The organism is Streptomyces sp. NPDC001100 (assembly GCF_053598575.1).
In genome coordinates, this window is the sequence record NZ_JBSFKO010000045.1 from 56,188 (window position 1) to 70,752 (window position 14,565).

Consider the following 14,565-nt stretch of genomic DNA (forward strand, 5'->3'; position numbering starts at 1 on the left):
CATCAGTCGCCGACGGCTGATGCCGCATGCACGAGCTCTCGCACCAGCTTGCGCGCCACCTTCGGGCCCCTTGTCCCTGCCTCCTAGGAGGTGCGTCGCAGCCTGCACGATCCAGGACTCAGGCGTGTTCGGGCTGAGCATGGTGACGCCCACCCTCAGGCCAACGCCGCGCCCGACTGAGCGCACCCATGAACTGGGAGACCCGGTCCCGCACCTGGGCGTAGGTCAGTCGCCGGTCGCCCGCGACGAACGCCTCCGACGAGCTGTGCCGCGTCAGCGACTGGACGATGAGGTCGCTCAGCGTCGCACCGGCCGAGGCCGCCGATGCCGGCGAGGAACTCTGGGTGATGGCGGAGGGAGTCACCCTTCCAGCGTGGGCTCCCAACACCGTTGGGCTGCCACCGCTGTTCCGCCAGGAACTACGGCTACACCGCCAACCTCTCACCGATGGGAGCTGCGGGAGGACCGAGCCGACGAGCGATAGCCTCCGGGTGTCTGACCGACCAGCTCGGTGAAGGCGTCGATGAAGCTGCTGGGGTTCGACCAGCCCAGCCGGATCGCCGTGTCGGTGACCGAGGCGCCGTCGCCGAGCTCGATCAGAGCCCGTTGAATGCGCAGCAGGGAGCGCCACTGGCGGAAGCTCATCGACAGCTCGCTCCCGAACAGTCTGCTCAGGGTGCGTTCGCTGGCGCCCGTGCGGTGGCCCAGCTCGGCCAGGGTCGCCGGGCTTGCCGGGTCCATGTGAAGCAGGTCGGTGACCGCCTTGAGACGCCGGTCGATCGGCTCCGGGAGGCGCAGCGGCTCTTGTGCGGCGCGGGCGAGCTCGGCGAGTACGACGTCGATCAGCAGCCGCGCACGGGGGCTCTCCAGCGGCTCGCCCTCGCTCATCAGCGCCAGATAGGCCTCGCGCAGCAACGCGCTCGCCACGAAGACCGACGGCTCGGCCGGCAGCTGTCCGGTCAGCGTCACGGGCAGCGACAGCACCTGGATGTCCGTCTCGCCGTACGCCTTGCTGCTGTGCACCGCGAAGGGCGGCACCCACATGATCCGACTGGCCGGCGCCACCCAGGTGCCCACCTGGGTCGCTGTGACCAGGGCCCCACGCGCGGCGTAGCGGAGCTGGCCGTAGTCGTGGAAGTGCGCGGCCACGTCGGCGCCATGGGCCAGCGGCGCCGACAACGGCGCATCGTCGGTGCAGAAGCTCGGCTCGCCGCTGAGGTCGGACACGCGATTGAGGCTACCCGACCCTGGCGGGTTATCGGGAGAACCTGGCGGGATGCCGGTGGTACGCCTGGCGCCGCAGACGCATCGTGGAGACATGTCACAACAGATCAAGCTCAAGGACGCCGCGCCCACGTCGTCCTCCCCCCACTGCCGAGGTCAACACCGGACTCATGCCCACCTCGCTCACGCCCTGAGTGAAGGGTGGCAGCGATGAGCACACAGACGACCGGCACGATCGCAGTCTTCGGCGCGACGGGGCAACAGGGCGGGGCGGTGGTCGACGCGCTGCTGGACCACAAGGCCACGGTGCGGGCCCTGGTCCGCAACCCGCAATCCGACCGGGCTCAGGCGCTGGCCGCCCGCGGCGTCGAGCTGGCGGCCATCCGCACCGACGACCCGGCGTCGCTGGCCACCGCGCTGACGGCGGTCGAGGCGTTCTACTTCATGACCCCGGAGGCGAACAACCTCGAAGAGGTCGAAACGGAGATCCGCATCGGCACCGCGCTCGTCGACGCGGCGGTCGCGGCACGCGTCCCGCACGTCGTGTTCAACTCGGTCTTCGGCGCGGACCGGGAGCGGGGTGTGCCGCACCATGATTCGAAGCACTCGATCGAGGAGCACCTGAGGAAGTCCGGCCTCAGGGCCGCGATGGTTCGCCCGACCCCCTTCATGGAGGAGATGGCACCGAGCCTGGAGCACGGAGAGATCGTGCTGAGGCTGCCGCTGCCGGAGGACGTCGCCCTGAAGATGATCTCAGTCAGGGACGTCGGCCGGGTCGCCGCCGCGCTCCTGCTCGACACCGCGGAGGCACCCGGCGGAGCCGTCGAGCTCGTCGGCGACGAGCTGACGGGCCCTCAGATCGCCGCGGCGTTCGGCGCGCGCGCCGGACTCCCGGCGCGTTACGAGGCCCTCCCGTTGAGCGTGCTTCCCAGCGGCCTCGACAGGGCGATGTTCCGCCAGTTCGCGAAGGCGGCGGAACACGCGTCGGATCTTGCGGTGGTGCGGGCGATCGAGCCGGCCACCCTCGACCTGGCCGAGTGGATCCGATCCACCGGCTGGACCGCGCCCGCCGGTCCAGACCAGGGTTGATCTTTCGCCTAGAGCGACGAGCACTGGAGCAGGACATGAAGGCGATCACCTACACCAAGTTCGGCGGCCCGGAAGTCCTCCGCCTCGCAGAGGTCGACGAGCCGCACGCCGGACCCGGACAGGTGCGGCTGAAGGTCGTGGCGGCAGCGGTCAACCCGCTCGACTACAAGATCCGCAACGGGTGGAGGCCGCAGATGGCGGCGCCGTTCCCGGTGATCCCCGGCGTGGAGGCGGCTGGCGTCGTCGACGAGGTCGGCGAAGGCGTGACCGGCGTCGCGGTGGGTGACAAGGTCCTGGGCTGGACCGTCACCGGCGCGTACGCCGAGCACGCGCTGGCCGTCGACTTCGGCCCGAAGCCCGCGGACCTCGACTGGGACCTCGCCGCGGCACTGCCCGTCGCCGTCGAGACCTCGGTCCGCGTGCTCGGCGCCCTCGGTGTCGGGGAAGGCGACACGCTCCTGCTGCACGGAGCCGCGGGTGTGGCCGGCGCCGTCGGAGTTCAGCTCGCGGTCACCCGCGGCGCCACGGTCATCGGCACCACCTCCCCCGGCAACCACGACTACCTGCGCTCGCTGGGCGCGATCCCGGTCGCCTACGGCGCCGGCCTCGCCGACCGGGTCCGCGAGGCCGCACCGCAGGGCATCGACGCCGTGTACGACGCCGCGGGGGCAGGCAACCTGGAGGTGTCGATCGACCTCCGCGGCGGCACCGACCGGATCATCACCATCGCCGATCCGAAGGCCGCCGAGCTGGGCGTCACCTTCTCCGGCCCCGCCCCGTTCGGTTCCCGCCTCGGCGAGTACGCCCGCCTCGCAGCCGACGGCAAGCTCACGGTGCGCATCGCGCAGAGCCTTCCGCTGGAGGACGCCGCGAAGGCGCAGGAGCTGAGCGCGAGCGGTCACGCCGCCGGGAAGCTCATCCTGCGGCCGTAGCTGGCCGTCATCGAGGCACTTCCCTGAAATGCCTTCGTGGGCGCTTTCGCAACACGTCCTAGAAGGCTGCAGCTCGGTCTTCGCTGCGTGGATCGGTCACCTGGTGCCCGGTGTAGACGCCCGAGCGCGCTTAGCGACGCCAGGGACGCGCGTCGGTCACTGATCCGGCGGCGGCCTCGGAACCGTTGTCGAGGTCCACGACCGCCACCGATGGTGATCCGTCTGCAAGGCACGGCTCAAGCCAGTCGCCGTTGGGGGCGATGACTCCGGACGGCGCGGTGGCGCTGTGCTGCGTCGGCACCGAGAAGCTGACCCAGTAGCTGTTGGCCGCGGCGTGGCCTTGGGCTTGGACGGCGGCGTTCCCTGGGGAGACGCCGTTCGTGGAGAACAGGACGCAGCCGACGTCCAGCTTCTCGTACTCGGCGAACAACTCCGGGTAGCGGATCTCCATGCCGAGCAGGCAGCCGAAGCGCACACCGTCGACGTCGAAGGTCACCGACGAGATGCCCGGTGAGTACATGTAAGACACCTTCGTGTTCGACAGCAGGCGCTCGTCGTAGCGCGTGACAACGTCGCCGCGATCGGAGACGACGTAGAGGCTGTCGTGCGGGCGGTTCGGCTCGGTCAAGCGGTGCACCGACGCGATCACCGTCCACAGCCGCAACTCCCGTGCCAACTCGACGATCGCAGCCAACTCTGCTTGCAGAACCGGCCACTGGCACCGATCCCAGTCCGCCGGGCCGACCTCGTCCGGGCCGTCGACGGACATGACGAGCTTGTGGGGAAAGCAGATCGCGCCTTCCGGGAAGTGCACGATCCTCGCGCCCCGAGCACTCGCCTCGCGCATCAGAGCACGGACCTGGCGGCCGCTTTCGTGCAGCGCGTCAACATCTCGGGGGTCCTCGCGAACGGGGGTCTGCGCGACGGCGAGCCCCACGCTCTTGGGGGTCCTTGCTTCCGACATGACGTCTCCAGATGGAGTCGGACGGAAGTGGCGGAGAGCAGACGTGCAGGACTCGCCGGTCTTGGCGGCGCGGGCGCGCACCTGGCGCTTGAAGTTCCTGCGGGCTGTCATCGCTGCCTTCCACGCCTTGAGCGACGGTTCCCCAGCAACCTCGCCCGAGGCGATCGGGCTGCGCAGTCCGTCATCACTGCCGTCACCCACAGGCTCCGTCAACCTCCTTCAACCCGTCCGGCGCACCGTCGAATGGCCCGACTGCTGGAGAGAAGCACCTCAGTTCAACACGCTGGACTTGACAGGGAACAGACCCGGTCGGTGTACAGCTTCGTCGTCAGCTGAACACCGCAGCACAACCACATCACTGGACATCGCCGTGGTGAAGCAGAGGTATCCCCTCCCCCGACGGGGCGGCCGGGCCGAGGCCGGGAGGAAGTCCGGAAGTCCCGCGGCCAGGCACGTTTCGATGGTCTTCGAAACGTTGGCGGCTGTCGTCCGGCGACGTCTACGTTGAGGCACCAGGCGATCAACCGCCGCAACGGCGTGAGCCGCCGAAGCTCACCGGCTGATCATCGATCGAGGAGACCAGATGCGTCTGCGCAAGCGTGCGATTGGCGCCGTGTTCGTGACCGCCGCGGCCTTCACCGCCATCGCCCCCCAGGCCATGGCCGCCCCCATGCCCTGGGATACCGGCAAGACCCCCGCAGCCACCACCCACGACACCAACTCCACAGCGACCAGCAAAAGCGGCACGGTCACCGTGTTGTGCAGCGCAAGCTGCTACGAGTAGGCGCCAACTCGGGGACTTGAAGGTCATGGGATCCGGGGACTTGACGTTCCCCGGACCCGCCCCTCCGAACGGCACAACACTCATGCGATGCCGGCAACCGCTGAGAGCAGTGGATGACTCCCAAAGTCACGTACATCAGCTATTCACGTGAGCGTGCGACTTCCAATCTGACGTCGAAATGACGTCACTACTCGCGTACATAGCCACCCGGAACAGGCTGATCCCTTCAACTCGAAGTTCGTCCTGCGACGATGCAGGCCACCCGCTAGGGGGAAACATGCGCAAGGTGATGAGCGCCGCTGCCGCGTTCGCGACCGCGGCCACGGCAGTGGTGGCGATGAGCGGCGCCGCCCAGGCCGCGCCCGCCGGCGACTCCACGGTGTACGGATGCAGGTCCGGCAACGTGTGTATCTGGCCCGAGGGCGTCGAACCCTTCGACAACCCGCACCCGACGGTCCAATACAGCAGCTACGGCTACCACAACCTGAGCAACCAGTACGGGGACCATTGGGTCCTCAACAACCAGTACGGCGGCGCCACCGCCAGCCTCTGCTACAACTACGGCGGCACCAACTGCTACGAGACCCTCTTCGAGGACGACTGGACTTACGAGAACCTCACGCCGATCAACTCCATCACCCTCAACCGGCCGTAGCGCACCCATCGCCGCGAGGGAGCGACCGCCGGGCCGGCCCACACCGGTCCCGGCGGTTTCGTTCTCGCCACTCCGGTGAAAGGTGGGCGGCAAGGTCACGGTGGTAGCCGTTGCTGGCCAACTCCCGTGTCCTCACCGGCTCGTTGGGCGCAGCCGCCGTCTGCGGAGCGACGTCGTCGGGGGCGGACACGGACGCGGAGCCCGGTGCGAGGATCCGCAGGCTGCGGCTGACCGTACGGTCAGCCGACACGTTGGCGGCCTCGACAATCCGGGCCTGCTCCAGACGGACCTTCGTCGCCCATGCCGCCGACTCCGGGCACACGCTGAGCCGTCCGGAGTCGGCCTCGAAGCCGACCGCCACGGCGTGCCCGGCAAGCTCGGGAGCGATAGCCTCCCAGCGCTGACGCAGTGTGGACCGGCTGGCGGGAGCTCCCAGCCCCGCTCGGTTACCAGCGCGCCGATCACGGCACCGAGCCCCATCGGCTCACGCCCGCCATGGCGAACCACGACCGATGCCGTGTGGGGCTTCGCCTTTGTCGTACAGCCGTCGCCGTTCTTCCTCGCCGCCTCCTTCGCGGCCCGTAGCGCGACGCGAGCCAGGTCGACGCCGCTGAGCTGGGAGGGTCTGCTTCATCACACCACCTCGCCGGCCAGCTCTTGGACACGTTGGATACCGCAGACACTTCGGGTTGGCAGGGGCGTGCGGCCGCACAGTACGTCTCCGTCCCGCCCCGAGCAGGTCTGCTTCTCAGCCATCGCGGGGCCCCGCCTGGCGGGGCGCGGCCGCGGGTGCGGAGGCAGCGGCCAGCGTGGCGGCTGCAACACTGTCGAGAGGGCCATCAACAGGCTGAAGAATTCCCGGGCTGTCGCGACCCGTTACGGCCAAACGCGGCTACGTCTTCCTCGGCACCGTCACCGCGGCCGCCCTCGTCATCTGGCTCCGCACCTGACTGCGTGCCATGACCTCAACTCACCGAGGCATCCGGCGCCAACTCCAAGCCCGCTGCCGCGAGGAAGTCCCCTAGGCTGATGACACCGCCGCCGGTGCCGTCGTCCCATCCGATCAGGAGTCCTGAGCGGCCCCCGTTCCAAGACTCCGGCGTGTCCGCATCATCGTCAGGGCCGGGATGCCACTCGACGCAGCCCTCACCATGCCGGTATCGGAGATACAGGTACTGGCCGTCCGCCGTCCAGGCATCCCACTGCACTGGGTATGCGGAACACGTCTGCACAACCCGCCTCAGCTTCCGACCCTCATCCGTACTCATCCGACGATGGTCGCGCAGCCCCAGGCACCCGGCAATCTACTTCAGTCCATACCACCGCCTTTCGCCCCAACTCACCCTGCCATCGCGGGAGTTGGTCCCACATGTGATGGCCCCGCTGGCGCAGCGTGGCGCCGGCGGCCAGGAGCTCCCAGGACTGCTCGGTCACCAGCGCGCCGATCGCCGCACCGGGGCCCATCGGCTCGCGCCCGTCACACCGGGCCACCGGCGCCGTGCGTGGCTCGGGCTCCAGGGACGGTGCTACAGCCAGCCGCGGCCGCACAGCCGCCGGACGACCGTCCCGCGGACTGCTCGCAACTTGTCCTCGTGCCCCCGGCTCAGGCCCCAGCTGTGCCGGTCGACGAACGGGACCGCCCCCTGGAGCTTGATGACCCGGTCGTTCAGGTCGTAGTCGTCCTGTTCTTCTGCGTACTCGTCGTCGGGGTCGGGTGGGACAGGGCCGCTCAGCTCCCAGAACATGCCGTTGGCGACCTTGCTCATCCGTCGGTCGTCCTCGCCGAAGGGGACGTAGAAGTACCCGGCGACGGGATGCAGGCCGCTCCGGCCCGCCGCTACGGGGGAAAGCAACGGGCCGGAACCACCCCCACCGCGCCACAGGCCCGGGCGGTACCTACGGCATACCCGGACAGCTCGTGTGTCCCCGGTGCCCGCAGTGCCCATGCCGCCATCCTGACTCCCGATCGCGGTCCCGGCTCCCCGCCGTGCCGGATCGGCGGTCCCCGACGCGGCGGCCCAACTCCCGGTCGCGGGCGCGCCCGGAGGGAAGTCTCCCAGGTCCTTCAGGAGCGTGTAGAACAGCGTCCGCGAGGCCGGGGCCTTGCGCAGGACGCTGACCTCGATGTGGCGCAGCTGCAGGCAGTCGCCGCTCGTGATGTCCCGCACGCCACCACCTGCCCGTGGGCACCGGCGGTCAGGCGGTGTGCCGCGGCGACGGAAGGCGAGGGCGGGTCATAGCCGAGTGGCCGTGCGGATCAGCCCGGCGAGGGCGAGGGAGCGGCTGTGTGCGGGCCAGGCGATGTGGGTGACGACGGGGGGTGCGTCGGTCAGGGGAACGGCGGTGTGCTCGGCCCATAGCCAGGCGCGGGCGGAGTCGGGGAAGACGGCTACGGTGCGTCCGAGAGCGATCAGCTGGGCCAGCTGCGTCTGGTCGTGGATCTCGGGGCCCGGGCCGGGTGGGTATGTGCCGTGGCGGGACCAGCGGGCGAGCGGAAGGTCGGGGATGTCGCTGACGTCGACCACGGACAGAGCCTTGTGCGCGGCGAGGGGGTGCCCGGCGGGCAGGATGGCGATCTGCCCCTCGGTCATCAGCTCCTCGCTGTCGAACCCGGCGAGGGAGTTGAACGGCTTGTGCATGAGCGCCACATCAGCCCGGCCGTCGCGCAGCATCTCTTCCTGTTCACACGTGCCGCTCGGCAGCACCTCGATCTCGGCGGCGTCGGGCTCGGCCGCATAGGCGTCGAGGAGCTTATGCAGCAGCTCGTGGGACGCGCCGGCCTTCACCGCCAGCACCAGACGGCTGCGGGGGCCACCCGGACCGTCGGCGCCACCGGCACGACGGGTGCGGCGAGCGGCGGCGGTGGTCGCGTCGAGGGCTGCGCGGCCCTCGTGCAGCAGTACCTCTCCGGCGCCGGTCAGGGAGACGCCGCGGCGGTTGCGTTCCAGCAAAGAGACGCCGAGGCGCCGCTCTAGTTGCTGGATTGCCCGCGAAAGCGGTGGCTGCGCCATGCCGAGGCGCTCGGCGGCGCGGCCGAAGTGCAGTTCCTCGGCGACGGCCATGAAGTACCTCAGCTCGCGGGTCTCCAAGTCGTCCACATTCCCAGCGTACCTGGGTGATACCCACCGGGTATGACAGGACACCGTATCGGTGTTGGATGCGCCCCTGGCCCGCGAGCGAGCATGAGCGAAACGAAGATCGCGCCGGTGACCGGCGCGATCAAGCAGCTCTCCGCACTATCCAGCTCGGCAGGAAAGGCACACCGAATGAACACACCCTCCGCGTCACTGCCCGGCGGCACCTGGGCCCTTGGCGATCTGACCGTCACCCGCTTCGGCTACGGCGCCATGCAGCTCGCTGGCCCCGGGGTCATGGGCCCGCCTGCTCACCACGACGGCGCGCTCGCCGTCCTGCGCGAGGCCGCCGGTCTGGGGATCACCCATATCGACACCGCCAGTGCATACGGACCACGTGTGACCAACCAGCTCATCCGTGAAGCGCTGCACCCCTATTCCGCATCGCTGCACATCGTGACCAAGGTCGGCGCGGTCCGCGATCAGCAGGGCGGCTGGCCCCCTGCCCGGCAGCCCGAGGACCTGCGCCGCGCCGTCCACGAGAACCTTCACGACCTCGGCCTCGATTCGCTCGACGTGGTCAATCTCCGGCTCGGTGACGCTCAGGGGCCCCAGCCCGGCTCGCTCGCCGAGCCCTTCGAGACCCTCGTCGAACTCCAGCAGCAGGGCCTGATCCGGCACCTCGGAGTGAGTAACGCGACGGCGGAACAGGTCGCCGAGGCACAGGCGATCGCACCGATCGTGTGCGTGCAGAACATGTACAACCTCGCCTATCGTCAGGACGACGAGCTGATCGACGATCTCGCCGACAAGGGCGTTGCCTACGTGCCTTTCTTCCCGCTCGGAGGCTTCACCCCGCTGCAGTCCACGGCCCTTTGTGCCGTGGCCACCCGGCTGGACGCGACGCCGATGTCGGTCGCCCTGGCTTGGCTGCTGCGGCGGTCCCCGAACATCCTGCTGATTCCCGGCACCTCGTCGGTGGCGCACCTGCGCGAGAATGTAGCCGGTGCGGGACTCTCGCTCTCCGACGAGGAGCTTGCCGAGTTGGACAAGATCGGCCGGTAAATAGCAGGGCGCAGCTTAGCCCCAACAAGACAAGAGGCGGCCGCGGTGTGATGCGCGCCTCATCGTTGTCGACCGAGGAGCGTGTTCACACTTCCTGCTACGTGGTGACACGACCGGAGGCGTCCTTTCCCCACCACGCCCAGTACGCCGTCGTGATCGTCGCGGACGGACGCACCATGACCGAAGCCGCCCGGCCGATGCTCGTCATCGGCCAGGCGGACCGGAGCGAACTACGCTGCGTTCCCGAGGCATTGTGGGCCCTTCTCAGTGCCACCGGCGTGAAGGGCATGAGACTTGCGGAATTCCTGGATGATGTCGGCCAGGACGGCCTCTTCCGGGGCCGGGGCGGCCCCCGCGGCCTTGAGCGAAGGTGTGAAGCGGTGGCAGCGCTGCGAGGAGCCGGGGCAACTCATTGGACCGCACCGGAGTCAGCTCGCCGCCGCCGACTGGGGATGCCCGGCCCGAACACAGCCGCGGTTGTCGACGGCAGGCCCAACTCCCAAGGAATTCCGGGCATCCTGACTCGGCCCCCGGCTGACCCGGCTTGACCCCGGCTCCTGTCTGCCTCACGCGGCCACGCCGCAGCTGCGGGGGCACTCCGACCAAGCGGTGACCAGCGCGGGGGAAAGATCGGTCTCCGACAGGGCCAGAGCTCACCCAGGCCCGGCCCAGACGGGCATCGCCATCGTCGCCGGTGGTGAGTGGCCCGGGTCGGTCGGACCTCGGCCGAACAACGAATCCGACCTGATGGCTGGACTGCTTCCCTGCCGAGGCTCACGCAGAGGGCCTCCAGGCCGGCCTGCCTCCCTGACACTCCCCCGCGAAGCAACTGGTTCCCGGCTTTCCGGACGTTCCAATTCCAGATTCCGCGACTTATGGATTCTCTGTGCGGGAGAACTGTCTAAACTCTGGAGCCTGCGTGGAGAGGGAACTTGGGTGAGTGAACCGACAGCCCCCGTCTGCCCGGAGTGTGGGGTGCCTCGTGCGGAGGACGGCACTCCCGCCTGCTCCTGCACGCGCCGCGCGTCCGACGCCCACCGTGAGACGCGTACGGCGGAGGCAGCGGCCGCAGAGGACTTCGACCCGCTGCGCATCCGGCCGTTCGTGGAGGTCGGAGACACCCCCGAGCGCTCTGCCGGCTCTGCGCCCGAAGCCGCGACCGCGCCTACGGGCCAACCGGCCGTCCCTTCGGAGGATGCCGATAAGCAGCAGCAACCAGGCTCCTTAGATGACTGGGGCAGCGTGACCGCCGCCCCAGTCGAGTTCGGGCCGGGCCCCGCCACCTCGTTACCCCTCGACGAAACCTCCCCGCAGCCCTCGGCCGGCAGTGACCCGCCGTACCGAAGGTACCGAGCAGTGTTGCTCACAGGGACCGGAGCCGTTCTGGCCGTCCTGGTGACGGGAGGACTGGTCGGAGGGCTCTTCCTGTACCAGAGTCCCTCGCGGGACGGTTCGACGTCCGACGGCCCGCGTGCGGGCCTTCCGCAGAATCAGCGATCTGGTAACGCCTCCTCCCCCGCAGCGCCGTCCGGGACGACGTCCCCGGCACAGCCGTCCGAGACCCCGGTCTCCTCTCGGGGTGCGACCCCGACCGCGATCACGAGCCCGGTCACCGCGACCGGCTCCACCGTCCCGACCGAGACCCCCTCCGGCGCTCCGACCGCCCCCTCACCGAGCGCGTCAAACGGGCAGGCCCTCGTCCTCCGCTTCGGCGACAAGGGACCCGAGGTGGTCGAACTCCAGCTCCGCCTCCGACAGATCGGTCTGTACGGCGGAGCCGCCGACGGCGACTACGACCGCGAGGTCGAGAGCGCAGTCCGCAGTTACCAGCTCACCCGACTCGTCCTCCAGGACGAGTCGGGCGTCTACGGCACAGCGACACGGGTCGCGCTGGAGTCCGAGACCTCGGAGCCGTGACTCACGACGGTCGTCAGGTCTCCCGAGCCTCATGCCCTCACCCAATTGCCGCCCCGGCTCGACGAGGTCCCCGCGTGGCCAGCGCCTGCGCTGGGCGTCGGCGATCGATGACGGGCCGCCCCGGCCGGAACAGCCGCGGCAGAAGCCGGACTGCGTCCTGTCAGTCACCGGTCACGACAGGCAGCCCGCACACCCCCACAGTGCCGCAGTCGTGCTGCCGCGCCCTCGGTAACGAACGACGGGCGCTGGCACAACCGACCCGGATTCGCGGCCTGTTCGGTCAGGCCGGGTCGGCCGGCAGAGAGCTCGCGAGGCCGCGCAGGATGATCTCCAGGCCGATATCGAACCGTACGTCGGAAGAGTCCGTCACCATGGCCGGCCATCTCACGCCAGTCGGGGCGGGCGAGGAGGTGCCGCATTCTGGCTGGGCGGCTCTGTCCCACCCCATGCCCTCCTCCAGGACGAACCCGTCGATGTACGTCGAGACGAGGTCACTGGCCTCTGCCGCGATGCGGTCGGGCAGTCCCGCGGTACGGAACACGCCGAGCAGCACCTCGACATGCGGCAGGTGTTCAGCGGTGAAGGGGACGTGGGCCATGGAGATCCTGGCGATGTCCCGGTGCGCCGGAAGGCGCCGCCGCCCTTCGAGGGCGTACTCGCGCACCTCCTCCTGCCGGCGCTCCGGGTCGGCGTCCCTTTCGGCCGCGGACTTCCTCCATCTGCGCGCCCTGGCCGGGGCCTGCCCGCGGCTACGGGTGCGGATACGCAGGCGCAGGTGGTCGAGGTCGTGCGGGGCGCGGTAGCGGACGAACCACCGCTCCGGTGCGTCGGGGAACTGGACCACGAGCGCCGCGAGGTGAGTGCCGATCAACTCCTCGAACCGGTCGGGGTGGGTGTGGATCTTGGCGTTCAGCCAGAGTGCCATCCAGACCGACTCCGGTGGCACGAGCCCGCTGGCCGACGCGTCTTATGACATGGGGATCTCATAGGCCGATCTCCCTGCCCAAGTTTGCCACGAGCCGGTACTCATGCAAGAGTACTCGTATGTCATCCATCAGGTTGTTCATCCTCGACACGTTCGCGAGGAACGGCGAGATGCACGGGCACAAGGTCCGTCTCCAGGCAGAGCAGGAACATCTGCACCTGTGGACGGACGTGTCCGTAGGCAGCCTGTACCAGGCGATCAAGCGGCTGCTGTCCGAAGGGCTGCTCGCCGAGATACGGGTCGAGCGAGAAGGCAATCTGCCCGAGCGTCAGGTCTACGGCATCACAGACGAAGGGCGGCGGAGGCTCCGGGAACTGCAGTTGCAGGGGCTTACCCACATCTGGATGAAACCGGACCCCTTCGACCTGGCCCTCACCCGCCTGGACCCCGAGAAACTGGATGATCTCCACGCCGTCATCACCTCCCGGCTGGACGAGCTCTCCTCCATGCTGTCCACCACCGAGGCGTTGAACGCGCATGCCATCGACAGCGGCTACCTGACGGTGAGCGAGTCCCTCGCGGTCAGCCACGGCGCGCACCGGCTGCGCGCCGAAGTTGCCTGGCTCCAGGAAGTCCTGAACGCGGTGCCCGAGATCGTCGCCGACGAGCGGACCCGCCAGCCCGGAAACCCCTGATCTCCGGGCACGACGCCAGCACGTACCACCCTGCAACCTCCGCGACCAATGTGCGGACCATATGGAGCATGCACCATGTCTGAACTGATCGAGCCCTTCATACTGTCCATTCCCGACGAGCAGCTGACTGACCTGGGTGAACGCCTCTCCCGCGCACGGTGGCCCGACGCCGAAACCGTGCCCGACACGAGCCAGGGCCCCCAACTGGCCAAAGTCCGCGCCCTGCACGACTACTGGCTCCACACCTACGACTGGCGGCGGTGCGAGAAAACCCTCAACGGTTTCGGCCAGTACCGCACCACCATCGACGGTTTGGGAGTCCACTTCCTCCACGTGCGCTCGCCGGAACCGGACGCCCTCCCCTTGATCATGACCCACGGATGGCCCAGCTCGGTCCTCGACTTCCACAAGGTCATCGGCCCGCTGACCGACCCCGCGGCCCACGGCGGCGATCCGCGCGACGCTTTCCACCTCGTGGTGCCATCGCTGCCGGGATGCGGATTCTCCGACCGGCCGACCGCACCCGGATGGGGATTTCCGCGGATCGCCGACGCCTGGATCACCCTGATGGACCGACTCGGGTACCAGCGGTGGGGTGCACAGGGCGGCGATCTCGGCTGCGCGGTCACCGACGAGATCGGTCGCGCGGCCCCGGACGGCTGCGTCGGACTGCACCTCAACTTCGCCATGTTCCCGCCCACACCCGAGGAGATCAAGGACGCCACCGCGCAGGAACAGGCCATGCTCGACAGCGCCGGCTGGTTCTGGGAGAACCTTTCGGGCTACGCCAAACAACAGGCAACCCGTCCACAGACCATCGGTTACTCCCTCGCGGAGTCCCCCATCGGCTTGGCCGCCTGGATCTACGCGATGTACCAGGACACCTGCGGCACACCAGGAGACGCGGAAGCGTCATTCACCCTGGACGAACTACTCGACACCATCATGCTGTACTGGCTTCCCAACACCGGAGCATCCTCCGCCCGAATGTACTGGGAAATGGCCCGGGCACCCCGCCCCTCCGCGCCAACCCCCGCCGAACCCATCACCGTGCCCACCGGATTCAGCATGTTCCCCGAGGAGCACGTGCGAAAGTCCAGGCGCTGGATCGAACGCCGCTACAGCAACGTGATCCACTTCAGCGAGCCCGCCGCAGGTGGCCACTTCGCAGCCCTGGAGCAGCCGAAACGCTTCACCGATGACGTCCGGGCCACTTTCCGCTCCGTGCGCTGAGCGCGGAT

At 69.0% G+C, this 14,565-nt stretch carries 16 protein-coding genes; 9 read left to right on the forward strand and 7 right to left on the reverse strand.

From position 1 onward, the window contains the following. Positions 1 to 118 precede the first annotated feature (118 nt). Positions 119 to 364, reverse strand: a complete 246-nt coding sequence (locus tag ACWDEW_RS41940; protein WP_450520578.1) for a hypothetical protein — start codon at positions 362 to 364, stop codon at positions 119 to 121. A gap of 77 nt (positions 365 to 441) precedes the next feature. Next, positions 442 to 1,227 (reverse strand): AraC family transcriptional regulator, encoded by a 786-nt coding sequence (locus ACWDEW_RS41945; protein ID WP_450520580.1) that lies wholly within the window; start codon positions 1,225 to 1,227, stop codon positions 442 to 444. 207 nt (positions 1,228 to 1,434) lie between these two features. Between ACWDEW_RS41945 and ACWDEW_RS41950 the strand changes: the two genes are divergently transcribed. Both ACWDEW_RS41950 and ACWDEW_RS41955 read left to right on the forward strand, forming a co-directional pair. Next, a complete protein-coding gene (locus ACWDEW_RS41950) occupies positions 1,435 to 2,313 on the forward strand; it encodes an NmrA/HSCARG family protein (protein WP_450520582.1) in 879 nt (292 codons plus the stop codon). A 35-nt stretch (positions 2,314 to 2,348) separates the two neighbouring features. Then, complete coding sequence (locus tag ACWDEW_RS41955; RefSeq protein ID WP_450520584.1) at positions 2,349 to 3,245, forward strand: NADP-dependent oxidoreductase; 897 nt, start codon at positions 2,349 to 2,351, stop codon at positions 3,243 to 3,245. 130 nt (positions 3,246 to 3,375) lie between these two features. Here ACWDEW_RS41955 and ACWDEW_RS41960 read toward each other — a convergent pair whose 3' ends face one another. After that, the gene (locus tag ACWDEW_RS41960; protein ID WP_450520586.1) at positions 3,376 to 4,209 is read right to left on the reverse strand and encodes a carbon-nitrogen hydrolase family protein; all 834 of its coding nucleotides are present in this window, start codon (positions 4,207 to 4,209) and stop codon (positions 3,376 to 3,378) included. Positions 4,210 to 4,792: 583 nt separating this feature from the next. Between ACWDEW_RS41960 and ACWDEW_RS41965 the strand changes: the two genes are divergently transcribed. Both ACWDEW_RS41965 and ACWDEW_RS41970 read left to right on the forward strand, forming a co-directional pair. Next, positions 4,793 to 4,993 carry a hypothetical protein gene (locus ACWDEW_RS41965; protein ID WP_450520588.1) on the forward strand — a complete coding sequence of 67 codons (201 nt, stop codon included), beginning with the start codon at positions 4,793 to 4,795 and terminating at the stop codon, positions 4,991 to 4,993. Positions 4,994 to 5,270: 277 nt separating this feature from the next. After that, the gene (locus ACWDEW_RS41970; RefSeq protein WP_450520590.1) at positions 5,271 to 5,648 is read left to right on the forward strand and encodes a hypothetical protein; all 378 of its coding nucleotides are present in this window, start codon (positions 5,271 to 5,273) and stop codon (positions 5,646 to 5,648) included. Here ACWDEW_RS41970 and ACWDEW_RS41975 read toward each other — a convergent pair. From ACWDEW_RS41975 to ACWDEW_RS41985, 3 genes are all read right to left on the reverse strand, one after another. After that, complete coding sequence (locus ACWDEW_RS41975) at positions 5,635 to 6,084, reverse strand: DUF721 domain-containing protein (protein ID WP_450520635.1); 450 nt, start codon at positions 6,082 to 6,084, stop codon at positions 5,635 to 5,637. The genes ACWDEW_RS41970 and ACWDEW_RS41975 overlap by 14 nt on opposite strands. 1,090 nt (positions 6,085 to 7,174) lie before the next feature. Continuing rightward, positions 7,175 to 7,816 (reverse strand): hypothetical protein, encoded by a 642-nt coding sequence (locus ACWDEW_RS41980; RefSeq protein WP_450520592.1) that lies wholly within the window; start codon positions 7,814 to 7,816, stop codon positions 7,175 to 7,177. A gap of 66 nt (positions 7,817 to 7,882) precedes the next feature. Further along, a complete protein-coding gene (locus ACWDEW_RS41985) occupies positions 7,883 to 8,746 on the reverse strand; it encodes a LysR family transcriptional regulator (RefSeq protein WP_450520594.1) in 864 nt (287 codons plus the stop codon). 168 nt (positions 8,747 to 8,914) lie between these two features. Here ACWDEW_RS41985 and ACWDEW_RS41990 point away from each other — a divergent pair, with 168 nt between their 5' ends. From ACWDEW_RS41990 to ACWDEW_RS42000, 3 genes are all read left to right on the forward strand, one after another. Next, positions 8,915 to 9,787 (forward strand): aldo/keto reductase family oxidoreductase, encoded by an 873-nt coding sequence (locus tag ACWDEW_RS41990; protein ID WP_450520637.1) that lies wholly within the window; start codon positions 8,915 to 8,917, stop codon positions 9,785 to 9,787. Between the two features lie 50 nt (positions 9,788 to 9,837). After that, positions 9,838 to 10,335 (forward strand): DUF6924 domain-containing protein, encoded by a 498-nt coding sequence (locus ACWDEW_RS41995; RefSeq protein WP_450520596.1) that lies wholly within the window; start codon positions 9,838 to 9,840, stop codon positions 10,333 to 10,335. A gap of 811 nt (positions 10,336 to 11,146) precedes the next feature. Then, complete coding sequence (locus tag ACWDEW_RS42000) at positions 11,147 to 11,704, forward strand: peptidoglycan-binding protein (RefSeq protein WP_450520598.1); 558 nt, start codon at positions 11,147 to 11,149, stop codon at positions 11,702 to 11,704. Positions 11,705 to 11,984: 280 nt separating this feature from the next. On the opposite strand, the gene ACWDEW_RS42005 is transcribed toward ACWDEW_RS42000, so the two are convergent. Beyond that, on the reverse strand, positions 11,985 to 12,629 hold the full coding sequence (locus ACWDEW_RS42005; RefSeq protein WP_450520599.1) for a TetR/AcrR family transcriptional regulator C-terminal domain-containing protein: 645 nt from the start codon (positions 12,627 to 12,629) through the stop codon (positions 11,985 to 11,987). Positions 12,630 to 12,748: 119 nt separating this feature from the next. Here ACWDEW_RS42005 and ACWDEW_RS42010 point away from each other — a divergent pair, with 119 nt between their 5' ends. Together ACWDEW_RS42010 and ACWDEW_RS42015 are read left to right on the forward strand one after the other, a co-directional pair. Continuing rightward, the gene (locus ACWDEW_RS42010; RefSeq protein WP_450520601.1) at positions 12,749 to 13,324 is read left to right on the forward strand and encodes a PadR family transcriptional regulator; all 576 of its coding nucleotides are present in this window, start codon (positions 12,749 to 12,751) and stop codon (positions 13,322 to 13,324) included. Between the two features lie 75 nt (positions 13,325 to 13,399). Beyond that, a complete protein-coding gene (locus ACWDEW_RS42015; protein ID WP_450520603.1) occupies positions 13,400 to 14,557 on the forward strand; it encodes an epoxide hydrolase family protein in 1,158 nt (385 codons plus the stop codon). Positions 14,558 to 14,565 lie beyond the last annotated feature (8 nt).

Coding starts and splice junctions, on each gene's coding strand:
- ACWDEW_RS41950 (WP_450520582.1), top strand. CDS start 1,435: ATGAGCACACAGACGACCGGCACGATCGCAGTCTTCGGCGCGACGGGG.
- ACWDEW_RS41995 (WP_450520596.1), top strand. CDS start 9,838: ATGCGCGCCTCATCGTTGTCGACCGAGGAGCGTGTTCACACTTCCTGC.
- ACWDEW_RS41990 (WP_450520637.1), top strand. CDS start 8,915: ATGAACACACCCTCCGCGTCACTGCCCGGCGGCACCTGGGCCCTTGGC.
- ACWDEW_RS41970 (WP_450520590.1), top strand. CDS start 5,271: ATGCGCAAGGTGATGAGCGCCGCTGCCGCGTTCGCGACCGCGGCCACG.
- ACWDEW_RS42005 (WP_450520599.1), bottom strand. CDS start 12,629: ATGGCACTCTGGCTGAACGCCAAGATCCACACCCACCCCGACCGGTTC.
- ACWDEW_RS41965 (WP_450520588.1), top strand. CDS start 4,793: ATGCGTCTGCGCAAGCGTGCGATTGGCGCCGTGTTCGTGACCGCCGCG.
- ACWDEW_RS41955 (WP_450520584.1), top strand. CDS start 2,349: ATGAAGGCGATCACCTACACCAAGTTCGGCGGCCCGGAAGTCCTCCGC.
- ACWDEW_RS42015 (WP_450520603.1), top strand. CDS start 13,400: ATGTCTGAACTGATCGAGCCCTTCATACTGTCCATTCCCGACGAGCAG.
- ACWDEW_RS42010 (WP_450520601.1), top strand. CDS start 12,749: ATGTCATCCATCAGGTTGTTCATCCTCGACACGTTCGCGAGGAACGGC.
- ACWDEW_RS41960 (WP_450520586.1), bottom strand. CDS start 4,209: ATGTCGGAAGCAAGGACCCCCAAGAGCGTGGGGCTCGCCGTCGCGCAG.